Genomic DNA, 14,017 nt, shown 5'->3' with positions numbered 1-14,017 from the left:
CCCGCGATGGGTTGCACAGCAACCCCTGCCATCACAACCGATCATTGGGCTGCACCACCCCGTACTTCTTCATCTGCCGATACAGCGTCGAGCGCGCCACCCCCAGTTCAGCCGCCACCGCACTGATGTTCCAGCGATGGCGCCGCAACCTTTGCAGCAACTCGCTGGCCGGGTCCTGGCTGTCGATGCGCAGCGGCTCGTCGCGCACCACCTGCACCACTTCCGCCGGCAGGCAATCCACGTCGATCACCCCGTCCTCGGCCAACGCCACCGCGTAGCGCAACGCATTGAGCAACTGACGAATGTTGCCCGGCCACGCATGGGCATGCAGGCACTGGCGGGCCTGTTCGGTCAGCCGCACGCCGCTGCTCTGCGCCGCCAGTAACTGCTCGATCAACGCGCCCCGGTCACTGCGTTCGCGCAAGGCCGGCAACGCCAGGCTCATGCCGCCCAGGCGGTAGTAGAGGTCCTCGCGAAAGCGCTTGTCGCCAATCATCCCGTGCAGGTCCTGGTGGGTCGCCGACACCACCTGCACGTCCAGCGCCACCGGCGCCTGGGCGCCGATCGGGAAGATCTCGCGCTCGGCCAGCACCCGCAGCAAACGGGTTTGCAGGTGCGCCGGCATGTCGCCGATCTCGTCCAGAAACAGCGTGCCGCCGGCGGCCAGTTCCAGCTTGCCCTTCATGCCCTTCTTGTCGGCCCCGGTAAAGCTGCCGCCGCGGTAGCCGAACAGCTCGCTCTCGATCAGCGTCTCGGGAATCGCCGCGCAATTGAGCGCGATGAACGGCCCGGCGCGCCGCGCACTGGCCTGGTGGATGGCGCGGGCGAATGCCTCCTTGCCGGTGCCGGTCTCGCCGGTGATCAGTATCGGCAGGTCCTTGTCGAGCACCTTGCGCACCCGCTGCACCGCCTGTTGCAGGCGCGCATCGCCGCCGGCCAGCTGCTGCAGGTCGGGGTGGCTGCTGCGCACCGGCGGTCTGGCCGGGGCAGGGCGGTGGCGCTGCGACGGTATGCGCAGGCCCACATCCAGCAAGGCGTCGTCCTGCTGCCCGCGCAGGCGCACGCCGCGTGCACCGCCCTGGGTCAGGTGCAGCAGTTCATCCACCGAGGTTGGCAGCAGGCTGTCGATGCGCGCACCCAGCAGCGGCGCCGCATCGCGCTGGTGGGCAACGAAGGTGGCGCGGTTGGCGCCGATGATGCGGCCGTTGTCGTCCAGCGCCAGCAACTGCTCGTTGGCCAGGTCGGCTATGTCGTCGATGGGTTTGAGCGACAGGGTTAGGCGGTCGCGGTAGCACTCGCGAAAGTGCGCGTTCTCGATCAGCCGCGCATACAGGATCACCAGTTGCAGGGTCAGGTACTGCGCCTCCTTGGGCCCGTTGCTGTTCAGGCAGGTGGCGTTCAGGCAGCCACGCAGCAGGCCCTGGGCGTCGAAGATCGGCGCCACCGAGCAGCTCAGGCGAAAGTTGGAGGCCAGAAAGTGCTCTTCGCGGTGGATGATCAGCGGCTGCGCGGCGGCCAGGGTGGTGCCGATGCCGTTGGTGCCGGCAATCGACTCGTCCCAGCGCGCGCCCACCACCAGCCCGGCCTGGGTATAGATGTGGCTGGCTTCGGGCAGGCGGGTGTCGAGGGTGATGCCGTGTTCGTCGCTGAGCAGCACCGCGAACCCGGCCGGCACCACGCGCCTGGCCAGGCCGCTGACGCCCTGGCTGGCGATGGCCAGGTATTGCTGGTGCTGCTGTTGATGCTGGCGGATGGCGTCGGCGCCCAGCACGTGGGTACGCCCGGCGGCGCCGGGGTCGAGGCGATGCTCGACCACGCTGCGGTACCAGGACTGCGCAATGACAGGGTCGGGGCGGATGCCGCGCTCGGGGAAGTGATCGTCGACGAAGGCCGCGAGATCGCTCGGGCTGGTCTGGGTATGCTGCATGCTGGGCTCCCGTCGACCGTGGCGCGCGCAGGGGCGGCTCACCGTCATCTTGTTGTCTCGGGCCAGGGGCGGGCACCGATCTGTGCCTACCTTAGTCGCTGTGTCGGGAATTTTCAGCTATTGATGCAGCCCTGGCCTAGAAAAGCATCCCCAGCAGAATCGCCTTCACCGTCGCCTCGGCCTTGTTGCTGGCCTGCAGCTTGCGCATGGCGTTGACCAGGTGGAACTTCACCGTGCGGCTGTCGATGGTGAGGATGATGCTGATCTCGCTGTAGGTCTTGCCCACGGCGGTCCATTTGAGCACTTCTTTCTCCCGTGCGGTCAGGGCCTTCTGGGCTTCGGGCAGGTGGGTCTGGGCAAAGAAGCCGGTCATGGCACTGTGCGCCAGTTGCGACAGCCAGATGAGCTTGGCTTCCTTGGCGTCCAGTTCAAGTGTGGAGATCGGGTCATCCGGGCGGGACAGGGACAGCAGGCCGATGGTGCCGTAGTCGCCCTGCACCGACAGGCACCAGCCGTGGTCCAGGCTGTAGTGCCGCGCCTCTTCCCAGAATGCCTGCTGGTGCTGCTGTTGCGCGGCGGCCCACTGCAGGGGCGTGGTGCGGGTCAGCCCGTGGGCCACCGTCGGGTCGCAGGAAAAATAGTCCTCGGCCACGTACCTGGCTTCCCAGGCGCTGGGGTAGTTGGAGCGCAGGATGAACTGCGGGGCGGCGATCGGCAGCGGATTCTTCAGCCCATAGGAACAGAACTCGAAGTCCAGCTCGCGGGTAAGACGGGTCAGCTCGCTGAACAGCTCGCCTTCGTTGCGGCACCCCGTCACCACGGCAATGAAGTGCTCGCGCCAGTCATTCACGCAATGTGCCTTTCATGGGTGGAATGTGCTCGGCCAATGGAGAGTGCAAACAGGCCGGAATTATACCGTACGGTACAGTTTTCGCGGAAAACTTCTGTAGCAAATGGCCATCAGTGCGCTGGTATTTCAGGTTTTTCCTACGAATAAACCTGCCCTTTCGGGCAGCTATATAGGCCCCGGAGGGTTTGTTGTACTCCCAGCTCTTTGAGTTGGGGCGTTTTCATGTTCACTGCTGTAACCGGGACCATCAAAGACTTTCCGCGCACCATGGCGAGCGCACTGGCCGAGTACCGCTACCAGGTGTTTGTAAGGGAGCTGGGCTGGCCATTGCAGTGTCCCGAGGGCCAGGAGTGGGATGAGTTCGACCGCCCCGATACGCTGTATGTGCTGGCATGCGACAAGCAACAGAATATTTTCGGTTGTGCCCGCCTGATCCCCACCCATCGCCCGTACTTGCTGGCAGAAGTGTTTCCGCACCTGGTTGGCGATGCGCCGCTCCCCTATCAGCAGGACATATGGGAGCTCTCGCGCTTCGCCATGAGTTCGCCCAAAGGCCAATACCTGTCGGCTGAACAGGCTTGGCAGAATACCGTGGCGATGGTCGGCAAGGTGATCGATGTGGCCCGTGCCCAGGGGGCGCGCAGGCTGATTGCCTTTACTGCAATGGGTAACGAGCGGTTGCTCAAGCGCATGGGCGTGACCACGCGAAGAATCGCGCGTCCGCAGATGATTGACGACAAGCCGGTGCTGGCCTTCTGGATCGAAATCGATGACCAGACGACCCGCGCACTGCAACTGGCAGCGTGACGGGTGAACATGTCGAGGGAAGGTGGTAAAGCAATGATTGCGTGTGTGCGTTGGCTGTTGGTCGTGCTGTTCGTGGTGGTGACGTTTCCGTTCCTGTGCCTGGTGCTGTTGCTCAACCCGCGCAAGCAGGACAACCTCTACCTGGCCTGCAAGGTCTACAGGGCCATCAACTGGATCTTTGGCGTGCGCGTCGAGGTCGGTGGTTTCGACGCCATCGCGCCCGACCGCTCCTACATCTATGTGGCCAACCACCAGAGCAACCACGATGCATTTGTCGTGGCCCAGGCGCTGCGCCCAGGCACGGTGATCGTGGGCAAGCAGTCGTTGCGCTGGCTGCCGTTGGCCGGGCAACTGTACTGGCTGACCGGCAGCCTGTTCATCGACCGCAGCAACCCGCGCGCGTCGATCACCAGCCTGCGGCGCATCGCCACCCGCGTGGCCGACAGCAAGACATCGCTCTGGATCTTCCCCGAGGGCACGCGCAACACCGGGCAGGGCGTGCTGCCGTTCAAGACCGGTGCATTTCGCATCGCCAAGGAAATGGGCATCGGCATCATCCCCGTGACCATCAGCCCGGCGGTGCGCCGGATTCGCCACAACGCCCTGGGCTGCACCGATGTGAGTATCGTGGCGCACCGGCCCATCGAGGCCGACCTGGTGGCCAGCATGGATGCCAAGCAGCTGGCGTCGTATACGCGGGAAGTGGTCAACAATGGGTTGCCCATCGTGTAGTTGCCGGGGCCTTCGCCCGCAAGGCTGGTTCCTGCAGGAGCCAGCCTTGCGGGCGAAGAGGCCCGTCAGTTCGCCGCCTTGAACCTCAAGCGCCACGCATGCAGCAGCGGCTCGGTATACCCGCTCGGCTGCTCACGCCCCTTGAACACCAGGTCGCTGGCGGCCTGGAACGCCATCGAGGTGGCGAAGTCCGGCGCCATCGGGCGGTATGCCGCATCCCCGGCATTCTGCCGGTCGACCACCACCGCCATGCGTTCGAGCACCTCGCGTACCTTGGCCTCGCTCACCGTGCCATGCAGCAGCCAGTTGGCAATGTGCTGGCTGGATATACGCAAGGTCGCACGGTCTTCCATCAGGCCGACGTTGTGGATGTCCGGCACCTTGGAGCACCCGACCCCTTGCTCCACCCAGCGCACCACGTAGCCGAGAATGCCCTGGCAGTTGTTCTCCAGCTCCTGCAGTTTTTCCGCATCGCTCCAGTTCGGACGCGGCGATACCGGAATGGTCAGCAGGTCGTTGAGCAGGCTGTCACGCTCGCCGGCCAGGTCGATGCGCTGCAATTCGCTCTGCACCCCCTGCACGTCCACCTGGTGGTAGTGCAGCGCATGCAGCGTGGCGGCCGTGGGTGAGGGCACCCATGCGGTGGTGGCACCGGCCTTGGGGTGGCCGATCTTCTGCACCAGCATGTCGGCCATCAGGTCGGGCATGGCCCACATGCCCTTGCCGATCTGCGCGCGCCCCTTGAGCCCGCAGGCCAGCCCCACCAGCACGTTGTTGCGCTCGTAGGCGGTGATCCACGGCGTGGACTTCATGTCGCCCTTGCGCAGCATCGGGCCGGCTTCCATGGCGCTGTGCATCTCGTCGCCGGTACGGTCGAGAAAGCCCGTGTTGATGAACACCACCCGCTCGTGCGCTGCGCCGATGCACGCCTTGAGGTTCACCGAGGTGCGCCGCTCCTCGTCCATGATGCCCATCTTCAGGGTGTTGCGCGGCAGCGCCAGCAGGTCTTCGACACGCCCGAACAGTTCGGCGGCAAACGCCACTTCGGCAGGGCCGTGCATCTTCGGCTTGACGATGTACACGCTGCCGCTGCGCGAGTTGCCGCGCCGCTGCAGGTCGTGGATGGCGATCAGGCCGGTCAGCACCGCGTCCATGATGCCCTCGGGAATCTCGGCACCATCGCCATCGAGAATCGCCGGGTTGGTCATCAGGTGGCCGACGTTGCGCACGAACAGCAGCGAACGGCCATGCAGGGTCAGTGTTGCGCCATCGGCTGCGGTGTAGACGCGGTCCGGGTTGAGGCGGCGCACGCGGGTCTTGCCGCCCTTGCTGATCGCTTCGCTCAGGTCGCCTTTCATCAGGCCCAGCAGGTTGCGGTAGATCAGGGTCTTGTCTTCGGCATCCACCGCGGCCACCGAGTCCTCGCAGTCGAGGATGGTGCTCAGGGCGGCTTCGACCAGCACGTCCTTGACCCCGGCCGCATCGGTCTGGCCGATGGCGCTGGTGGGGTCGATCTGGATCTCCAGGTGCAGGCCGTTGTTCTTCAGCAGCACCGCGTTCGGCTGGGCGGCATCACCCTGGAAGCCGACGAACTTGGCGGGGTCTTTGAGTGTGGTGGTCAGGCCGCTGATGAGGTCGACGCGCAGTTGCCCGTCCTCGATGCGGTAGGCCTTGGCCTCGGCGTGCGAGCCGCCGGCCAGCGGTGCAGCCTGGTCCAGGGCCTTGCGCGCGAAGGCGATGACCTTCTGGCCACGGCGCGGGTTGTAGCCCTCGCCAGCCTCGGCGCCGTCGGCGTCGCTGATCGCATCGGTGCCATACAGCGCGTCATACAGCGAGCCCCAGCGTGCGTTTGCGGCGTTGAGCGCATAGCGCGCGTTCATCACCGGCACCACCAGCTGCGGGCCGGCCTGTTCGCACAGCTCGCTGTCGACGTTGGAGGTGCTCACCGCCACCTGTTCAGGCACCGGCACCAGGTAGCCGATCTCGCTCAGGAAGGCGCGGTAGGCCGGCATGTCGGCCACCGGGCCCGGGTGGGCGCGGTGCCAGGTGTCCAGCGCGGCCTGCAGGCGGTCGCGTTCGGCGAGCAGGGCGCGGTTCTTCGGCGCCAGGTCGTGCACCAGGGCGTCGAAGCCTTGCCAGAAGTTGGCCTCCGGCACACCGGTGCCGGGCAGGGCCTCGGTTTCGATGAAGTGCTGCAGGGCGCTCGCGACCTGCAGGCGTTGACGCTGAATACGGTCGTTCATGTTCGGTTGCTCCTGATCAGTCTTTAACGGCGGCAACGCCGGCCTTGGCCACCTGGGCGTCCTGTTCGGACTTGACCCCCGACACACCCACCGCGCCGACCACCTGGCCGTCGACGATCACCGGCACGCCGCCTTCGAGCGTGCCGGTGATCACCGGCACCGACAGGAACGCCGTGCGCCCGCCATTGATCATGTCTTCGTACAGCTTGGTTTCACGTCGGCCCAGCGCCGCGCTGCGGGCCTTTTCGGTGGCGATGTAGGCACTCACCGGCGCGCAGCCGTCCAGGCGTTCGAAGCCCAGCGGGTGGCCGCCGTCGTCGACCACGGCAATGCTCACGGCCCACTGGTTGGCCTGGGCCTCGGCACGGGCGGCGGCGAGAATCTGCTGCACGTCGCTCAGGGTCATTACGGGTTTGCTTTGCATGAAATCAGGCTCCTGGGTTGAGGGCTTGGTCAACGAGTTCGATCCAGTGCCGCACGGGGGTTCGCCCGGCACCGTCGAGGTGGGTCTGGCAGCCGATGTTGGCCGTGGCGATCACGTCGGGGTGGCCACTTTCCAGCGCATCGAGCTTGTTGTCGCGCAGTTGCCTGGACAGCACCGGCTGGGTCAGCGAATAGGTGCCGGCCGAACCGCAGCACAGGTGGCTGTCGGGTACCTCGGTAAGGTTGAAGCCCAGGCGTTTGAGTACGGCTTCAACTGCGCCGCCAAGTTTTTGTGCGTGCTGCAGGGTACACGGGCAGTGGAAGGCCAGGGTCTGGTCGCAGCAGGCCTCGAAGCGCTCCAGCGGTTCGGCGCGGATCACTTCGACGATGTCCCGCGCCAGGGCGCTGATGCGCTCGGCCTTGGCCGCGTAGGCCGGGTCGTCGCGCAGCAGGTAGGCGTATTCCTTGACGAAGGCGCCGCAGCCGCTGGCGGTCTGCACGATGGCTTCGGCGCCGGCCTCCACGGCTGGCCACCAGGCGTCGATATTGCGCCGCGCACGTTCAAGCCCGGTGTCCTGCGCGTTGAGGTGATAGTCCACCGCGCCGCAGCAGCCGGCCTGGGCAATCGGCGTGATGCTGATGCCCAGGCGGTCGAGCACGCGCGCTGTGGCGGCGTTGGTGTTGGGCGACAGGCTGCGCTGCACGCAGCCTTCGAGCATCAGCACGCGCCGTGCATGGGTGGCCTGGGGGCGTTGCCGGGCCGGTGCCACGCTGCGTGGCAGGTGGGTCCTGAATGCCACGGGCAGCACTGGGCGCAACAGCTCGCCGGTACTCACCAGCGCCTGGAACAGGGCCGGGCGCGGCACCACGGCGCGCAGGCCGCTGCGCAGCAGGCGCTGGCCCAGCGGGCGGGGCACACGGGCCTCGATGGCGTCGCGACCGATGTCCAGCAGCTTGTGGTACTCCACCCCCGATGGGCAGGTGGTTTCGCAATTGCGGCAGGTCAGGCAGCGGTCCAGGTGCTGCTGGGTCTTCTCGCTGACGGTGTCCTGCTCGAGGAACTGCTTGATCAGGTAGATGCGCCCGCGCGGGCCGTCCAGCTCGTCGCCCAGTTCCTGGTAGGTGGGGCAGGTGGCATTGCAGAAGCCGCAGTGCACGCAACTGCGCAGGATGCGTTCGGCTTCGTCGGCGTGGGGCAGGCGCTTGGCCGCTTCGCTCAGGTTGGTCTGCATGGTGGCTCCTGGGTCAGACGTCGGCGTACTGGCGGCCGGGGTTGAAGATGCCCTGAGGGTCCAGGTTGCGCTTGAGCGTCTGGTGAAACCGCAGGATCGGTGCGGCCAGCGGCTGGAACGGGCTGTCCACCACGCCCGGGGTGAAGCAGGTGGCGTGCCCGTTGGCGGCGGCGGCGAGCTGGCGGATGCTGTCGGCATCGGCGCTGCTCTTGAGCCAGCGTTGCGCGCCGCCCCAGTCGACGAGTTGCTCGCCCTCGATCGCCAGCGGCGCCGTCAGTGCCGGCACCGACAGGCGCCACAGCGGGCGCGGGTCGTCGAAGAACGCCAGGCGCTGTTCGCGCAGGTCGTCCCAGTAGCTGTCATCCAGCGCATCGCCGCCCAGGCGTTCAGCGGCGGCGCGTACCGAACCCTCGTTGCCTTCCAGGCGCAGGTACAGGGTGCTGCCGTCATGGCTGGCGGCGGTCAGCGGGATCGGCTGCTGGCCCCATTCGCCGAGCTTGTCCAGGGCCATCTGCAGCGGCATGGCCTGGCGCAGGCTGACCCGGCAGCGGTACTTGGGCAGCACCTTGAACGAGGCTTCGGTGATCACCCCCAGGCACCCCAGGCTGCCAGCCAGCAGGCGCGACAGGTCGTAGCCGGCGACGTTCTTCATCACCTCGCCGCCAAAGCGCAGGTGCGTGCCCAGGCCGCTGATCATGCGCGTGCCCAGTACGAAGTCGCGTACCGAACCCGCCCATGGGCGACGCGGGCCCGACAGGCCTGCAGCGAGCATGCCGCCGACCGTGGCGTTGTCGCCAAAGCACGGCACTTCGCAGGCAAGCATCTGCCCGCCACGCTCCAGCGCGGCCTGCAGCTCGCGCAGGGGCGTGCCGGCGCGGGCGGTGATCACCAGTTCGGTGGGGTCGTAGGAGACGATGCCGGTGTGCCCGGCGAGGTCCAGTGGCTGGGCATCGACGGGGCGCCCGTAGAAGGTCTTGCTGGCACCGCCGCGGATGAACAGCGGGGTGCGCTCGGCGATGGCCTGCTGCACGCGGGCCAGCAGGTCGGCGCTGCGGTCGCTGCCGTGGGCCGGGTCGAACAGTACGGTGCTCATCAGAAGCGCTCCAGGTCCGGGAAGGGCAGTTGGCCGTGGTGCACGTGCATGGCGCCGAATTCGGCGCAGCGGTGCAGGGTGGGGATGTTCTTGCCCGGGTTGAGCAGGCCCAGCGGGTCGAACGCAGCCTTTACCGCATGGAACAGGCTCAGCTCGTCGCTGTTGAACTGGGCGCACATCTGGTTGATCTTCTCGCGGCCCACGCCGTGCTCGCCGGTGATGCTGCCGCCGACCTTCACGCACAGCTCGAGGATCTTGCCGCCGAACGCCTCGGCGCGTTCCAGCTCGCCGGGGGTGTTGGCATCGAACAGGATCAGCGGGTGCATGTTGCCGTCGCCGGCATGGAACACGTTGGCCACGCGCAGGTTGTACTCGGCCGAGAGGTCAGCGATGGCCCCCAGCACGTGGGGCAGTTCGCGCCGGGGTATGGTGCCGTCCATGCAGTAGTAGTCGGGCGACAGCCTGCCCACGGCGGGGAAGGCGTTCTTGCGCCCGGCCCAGAAGCGCACGCGCTCGGCTTCGTCGCGGGCCAGGCGCACTTCGGTGGCACCGGCCTGTTCGAGCAGCACGCGCACGCGCTCGCAGTCGTCGTGCACGTCGGCCTCGACGCCGTCCAGTTCACACAGCAGGATGGCCTCGGCCTCTACCGGGTAACCGGCGTGGATGAAGTCTTCGGCGGCGCGAATCGCCAGGTTGTCCATCATCTCCAGGCCGCCGGGGATGATACCGGCGGCGATGATGTCGCCCACGGCGCGGCCGGCCTTTTCCACCGAGTCGAAGGCGGCCAGCAGCACCTTGGCCACCTGCGGCTTGGGCAGCAGCTTGACGGTGACTTCGGTGATGATGCCGAGCATGCCCTCGGAACCTGTGAACAGCGCCAGCAGGTCGAAGCCGGAGGCGTCCAGGGCATCACTGCCCAGGGTCATGCGTTCGCCCTCGACGCTGAGCATCTCGACCTTGAGCACGTTGTGCACGGTCAGGCCGTACTTGAGGCAGTGCACGCCACCGGCGTTCTCGGCGACGTTGCCGCCGATCGAGCAGGCGATCTGCGAGGAGGGGTCGGGTGCGTAGTACAGCCCATGCGGCGCGGCAGCCTGGGAAATCGCCAGGTTGCGTACGCCGGGCTGCACGCGGGCAAAGCGCCCGGCCGGGTCGATTTCAAGAATCTTGTTGAAGCGCGCCATTACCAGCAGCACGCCCTTTTCCAGCGGCAGCGCGCCGCCGGACAAACCGGTGCCGGCGCCACGTGCCACCACCGGCACCTTGCGCTCGTGGCACAGGCGCAACACGCTCTGCACCTCTTCCAGATGGCGCGGCAGCACCACCAGCATCGGCGTGGTGCGGTAGGCCGAGAGGCCGTCGCACTCGTAGGGCTTGAGGTCTTCGGCGGCGTGCAGGATATCCAGGTCGGGCAGGCGGCTCTGAAGGGTGTGCAGGAACTCGGCCCGGTCGACGCTGTGCAGCGCACCATCGACGCGTTCGTCGTAGAGAATGTTCATGGGCAGGCTAACGACCCTTGTCTTGTTGTTATGGAAGCTCGATGGAACACGGCTCACTTGCATCATTGGCCGGCGGCGGCTTAGTGTCTATCGCTCAAATCACTGGTCGAACCAGTTTGTTGCTGCGGTTTTTCCGGCTTTTTCATGAATATTCAATAAATACAGTTAGTTATGTATTGATCTGGCAAGGGTAATAAAGCCCACGGTGTCTGGTCATACCAGTTGGAGGAACGATGGGCGAACCGCTTTCAATGCAGGTGGCAGACGTGGTGTGCGAGCGCATCGAGCGGCTGATCGTCGATGGCGTGCTCAAGGTCGGCCAGGCGCTGCCGTCGGAGCGGCGCCTGACCGAAAAGCTTGGCGTGTCGCGCACGGCCCTGCGCGAAGGGCTCAAGCTGCTGCGCGCCAAAGGCATCATCGAGACTGCGCATGGCAAGGGTTCATATGTCGCGCAGTTGTCGGGGCAGGGCAGCACCTCGGCATTGATGCACCTGTTCAGTTCGCAGCCGCGCACCCTGTACGACCTGTTCGAGGTGCGCAGCCTGCTGGAAGGGGAGTCGGCACGCCTGGCGGCGCTGCGCGGCACCGAGGCGGACTTCGTGCTCATACGGCGCAGCTACGAGGCGTTGCTGGCGGCCCATGAGCAGCCACTGACGGCCTCTGAGCATGCGCACCTGGACCATGCGTTTCACCTGGCGATCTGCGAGGCCTCGCACAACCCGGTGCTGGTGCAGACGCTGCGCTCGCTGACCGACCTGCTGTTGAACTCGGTGTTCGCCTCGGTGAACAACCTGTACCACCGCGATGTGCAGAAGCGCCAGATCGACCGCCAGCATGCGCGGCTGTACAACGCCGTGACCGGGCGAATGCCGGAGCAGGCGCGCAAGGCGGCGATTGCGCATATCCAGGGCATCTGCGCGAACCTCAAGGAGATCGAGGAGGAGGAGCAGCGGCTGGTACGCGCGACGTTGCGGCTGGAGGGGTGGGTTTGAGGGCGTGTGGGCCGGGGTAGGCGCGCCGTGCGGCGGAGCTCTGCCACATCTGCCCGCTGGTCGCAGCAAAAAATGCGAACGATTGCAGTCAAACCCACTCACACCTTGAGGGCACGACCCCACGCCCCCCGTCGAAGGAGCAAGCGTATGACCCAGCGAGGCCAGGACACCATCGAATGGCTGCAAGGCCAGTCCATGCTGCAAGCCGCCCGCGACCGCGCCCGGCTGTATGCAGGGCAGGCGCGCATGTGGCTGCACCCTTACGCCGAGGCCCGCGCCCGCGACGCCAGTGCCATCGCCTCGGTGTGGCTGACGGTGTACCCGGCCTCGATCATCGTCGAGGAGGGCGGTTCGGTGTTGCAGGCGCTGGCCCATGAGCAGCTGTGGCAGGCGCTGTCGGAGCTGGGCATCCAGGGCGTGCACACCGGGCCGTTGAAGCGCTCGGGCGGCATCACCCAGCGCGAGTTCACCCCCAGCGTGGACGGCAACTTCGACCGCATCAGCTTCGACATCGACCCGCGCTACGGCAGCGAGGCCGAGCTGGTGCACCTGAGCAAGGTGGCCTCGGCGCACAACGCGGTGACCATCGACGACTCGATCCCGGCGCACACCGGCAAGGGCGCCGATTTTCGCCTGGCCGAGATGGCCTACGGCGACTATCCCGGGCTGTACCACATGATCGAGATCCGCGAAGCCGACTGGGGCCTGCTGCCCGAGGTGCCGGCCGGGCGCGATGCGGCCAACCTCACGCCGGCCATGTGCGACGAGCTCAAGGCCCGCCACTACATCGTTGGCCAGTTGCAGCGGGTGATCTTCTTCGAACCCGGCATCAAGGAAACCGACTGGAGCGCCACGCCGCCGGTACTCGGGGTCGACGGCAAGCTGCGACGCTGGGTGTACCTGCACTACTTCAAGGAGGGCCAGCCATCGCTGAACTGGCTGGACCCAAGCTTTGCCGCGCAGCAGCTGATCATCGGCGACGCCCTGCACGCCATCGACGTGCTCGGCGCCCGTGGCCTGCGTCTGGATGCCAATGGCTTTCTCGGCGTGGAGCGGCGCGCCGAAGGGCCGGCCTGGTCGGAGAGCCACCCGCTGTCGGTCACCGGCAACCAGTTGCTGGGCGGCATGATCCGCAAGGCCGGCGGTTTCAGCTTCCAGGAACTGAACCTGACCCTGGACGACATCGCCAACATGTCCCACGGCGGCGCCGACCTGTCCTACGACTTCGTCACGCGCCCGGCCTACCAGCACGCGCTGCTGACCGGCGACACCGAGTTTTTGCGCCTGATGCTGCACCAGATGCATGCGTTCAAGATCGACCCGGCCTCGTTGATCCATGCCCTGCAGAACCACGATGAACTGACCCTGGAGCTGGTGCACTTCTGGACCCTGCACGCCAACGACAGCTACCTGTACAAGGGCCAGACCTTCCCCGGCAATATCCTGCGCGAGCATATCCGCAGCGAGATGTACGAGGGCCTGGCGGGCGAGCACGCACCGTACAACCTCAAGTTCGTGACCAATGGCGTGTCGTGCACCACGGTCAGCATCATCACTGCCGCGCTGGGCATTCGCGACCTGGGCAGCATCGACGCCGAGCAGCTGGCGCTGATCCAGAAGGTGCACCTGCTGCTGGCCATGTACAACGCCATGCAGCCGGGGGTGTTTGCGCTGTCGGGCTGGGACCTGGTCGGCGCCTTGCCGCTGGAGCCCGAGCAGGTGGAGGGGCTGATGGGTGACGGCGACACCCGCTGGATTCATCGCGGCGCCTATGACCTGGCCGACCTGGACGTGGAGGCGCAGCTCTCGGCCGAAGGCCTGCCGCGTGCGCGTTCGCTGTATGGCAGCCTGGCCAGCCAGTTGCAGCAGCCCGACAGTTTTGCCAGCAGCCTGAAACGCATGCTCGCTGTGCGCCAGGCCTACGCGATTGCGGCGAGCCGGCAGATCCTGATCCCCGAGGTGGCCAACCCGGCCTTGCTGCTGATGGTGCACGAGCTGCCGGCAGGCAAGGGCATCCAGATCACCGCACTCAACTTCGGTGCCGAGCCACTGAGCGAAACCCTGCATCTGCCGGATGTAAGCCCCGGCGCGGTGGTGGACATGATCAACGAACGGCTGGAGGGCGAGCTGAGCGAAGCGGGGGAGATGACTATCAATCTGGATGGCTATGAGGGCCTTTCGCTGCGCATCGTGAGCAGTGTGGCGACGCTGTAGGCGTT

General features: G+C 66.4%; 11 protein-coding genes. 4 read left to right on the top strand and 7 right to left on the bottom strand.

The window, feature by feature from the left end:
* Positions 1 to 31: 31 nt before the first annotated feature.
* Together FW760_RS15670 and FW760_RS15665 are read right to left on the bottom strand one after the other, a co-directional pair.
* Positions 32 to 1,927 (bottom strand): sigma-54-dependent Fis family transcriptional regulator, encoded by a 1,896-nt coding sequence (locus tag FW760_RS15670; protein ID WP_274096713.1) that lies wholly within the window; start codon positions 1,925 to 1,927, stop codon positions 32 to 34.
* 136 nt (positions 1,928 to 2,063) lie between these two features.
* Positions 2,064 to 2,777, bottom strand: a complete 714-nt coding sequence (locus tag FW760_RS15665) for a LuxR family transcriptional regulator (protein WP_043861163.1) — start codon at positions 2,775 to 2,777, stop codon at positions 2,064 to 2,066.
* A gap of 222 nt (positions 2,778 to 2,999) precedes the next feature.
* On the opposite strand from FW760_RS15665, the gene FW760_RS15660 reads away from it, so the two are divergent.
* The gene (locus FW760_RS15660; RefSeq protein ID WP_043861164.1) at positions 3,000 to 3,584 is read left to right on the top strand and encodes an acyl-homoserine-lactone synthase; all 585 of its coding nucleotides are present in this window, start codon (positions 3,000 to 3,002) and stop codon (positions 3,582 to 3,584) included.
* A 45-nt stretch (positions 3,585 to 3,629) separates the two neighbouring features.
* Positions 3,630 to 4,316 carry a lysophospholipid acyltransferase family protein gene (locus FW760_RS15655; protein ID WP_210015277.1) on the top strand — a complete coding sequence of 229 codons (687 nt, stop codon included), beginning with the start codon at positions 3,630 to 3,632 and terminating at the stop codon, positions 4,314 to 4,316.
* Positions 4,317 to 4,381: 65 nt separating this feature from the next.
* Here the strand turns inward: FW760_RS15655 and FW760_RS15650 are convergent, their stop codons facing one another.
* Genes FW760_RS15650 through glcD form a run of 5 tightly spaced genes read right to left on the bottom strand, consistent with a single transcriptional unit; the run spans position 4,382 to position 10,806 of the window.
* On the bottom strand, positions 4,382 to 6,559 hold the full coding sequence (locus FW760_RS15650; protein ID WP_054915156.1) for a malate synthase G: 2,178 nt from the start codon (positions 6,557 to 6,559) through the stop codon (positions 4,382 to 4,384).
* A gap of 16 nt (positions 6,560 to 6,575) precedes the next feature.
* The gene (locus FW760_RS15645; protein WP_446443861.1) at positions 6,576 to 6,983 is read right to left on the bottom strand and encodes a heme-binding protein; all 408 of its coding nucleotides are present in this window, start codon (positions 6,981 to 6,983) and stop codon (positions 6,576 to 6,578) included.
* A gap of 4 nt (positions 6,984 to 6,987) precedes the next feature.
* Positions 6,988 to 8,214: a glycolate oxidase subunit GlcF gene (gene glcF / locus FW760_RS15640; RefSeq protein ID WP_058541269.1), complete on the bottom strand. Its 1,227-nt coding sequence runs from the start codon at positions 8,212 to 8,214 to the stop codon at positions 6,988 to 6,990.
* A 13-nt stretch (positions 8,215 to 8,227) separates the two neighbouring features.
* Positions 8,228 to 9,307 (bottom strand): glycolate oxidase subunit GlcE, encoded by a 1,080-nt coding sequence (glcE, locus tag FW760_RS15635; RefSeq protein ID WP_274096716.1) that lies wholly within the window; start codon positions 9,305 to 9,307, stop codon positions 8,228 to 8,230.
* Positions 9,307 to 10,806: a glycolate oxidase subunit GlcD gene (gene glcD / locus FW760_RS15630; RefSeq protein WP_353228137.1), complete on the bottom strand. Its 1,500-nt coding sequence runs from the start codon at positions 10,804 to 10,806 to the stop codon at positions 9,307 to 9,309. Before glcD ends, glcE begins: the two co-directional genes overlap by 1 nt.
* A gap of 233 nt (positions 10,807 to 11,039) precedes the next feature.
* On the opposite strand from glcD, the gene glcC reads away from it, so the two are divergent.
* Positions 11,040 to 11,798 carry a transcriptional regulator GlcC gene (gene glcC, locus FW760_RS15625; RefSeq protein ID WP_078481750.1) on the top strand — a complete coding sequence of 253 codons (759 nt, stop codon included), beginning with the start codon at positions 11,040 to 11,042 and terminating at the stop codon, positions 11,796 to 11,798.
* A 147-nt stretch (positions 11,799 to 11,945) separates the two neighbouring features.
* Complete coding sequence (treS, locus tag FW760_RS15620; protein ID WP_043861177.1) at positions 11,946 to 14,012, top strand: maltose alpha-D-glucosyltransferase; 2,067 nt, start codon at positions 11,946 to 11,948, stop codon at positions 14,010 to 14,012.
* The last annotated feature ends 5 nt before the right edge of the window (positions 14,013 to 14,017 follow it).

The sequence above is a fragment of the Pseudomonas sp. 1176_21 genome (assembly GCF_052850635.1).
Note: the sequence above shows the minus strand (reverse complement) of the source record. Positions and strands in the feature narration are given on the sequence as shown.

What these genes read in the sequence shown, in the direction of transcription:
- FW760_RS15645 (WP_446443861.1), bottom strand. Translation starts at nt 6,983, where the DNA reads ATGCAAAGCAAACCCGTAATGACCCTGAGCGACGTGCAGCAGATTCTC.
- glcE (WP_274096716.1), bottom strand. Translation starts at nt 9,307, where the DNA reads ATGAGCACCGTACTGTTCGACCCGGCCCACGGCAGCGACCGCAGCGCC.
- glcF (WP_058541269.1), bottom strand. Translation starts at nt 8,214, where the DNA reads ATGCAGACCAACCTGAGCGAAGCGGCCAAGCGCCTGCCCCACGCCGAC.
- treS (WP_043861177.1), top strand. Translation starts at nt 11,946, where the DNA reads ATGACCCAGCGAGGCCAGGACACCATCGAATGGCTGCAAGGCCAGTCC.
- glcC (WP_078481750.1), top strand. Translation starts at nt 11,040, where the DNA reads ATGGGCGAACCGCTTTCAATGCAGGTGGCAGACGTGGTGTGCGAGCGC.
- FW760_RS15670 (WP_274096713.1), bottom strand. Translation starts at nt 1,927, where the DNA reads ATGCAGCATACCCAGACCAGCCCGAGCGATCTCGCGGCCTTCGTCGAC.
- FW760_RS15660 (WP_043861164.1), top strand. Translation starts at nt 3,000, where the DNA reads ATGTTCACTGCTGTAACCGGGACCATCAAAGACTTTCCGCGCACCATG.
- glcD (WP_353228137.1), bottom strand. Translation starts at nt 10,806, where the DNA reads ATGAACATTCTCTACGACGAACGCGTCGATGGTGCGCTGCACAGCGTC.
- FW760_RS15650 (WP_054915156.1), bottom strand. Translation starts at nt 6,559, where the DNA reads ATGAACGACCGTATTCAGCGTCAACGCCTGCAGGTCGCGAGCGCCCTG.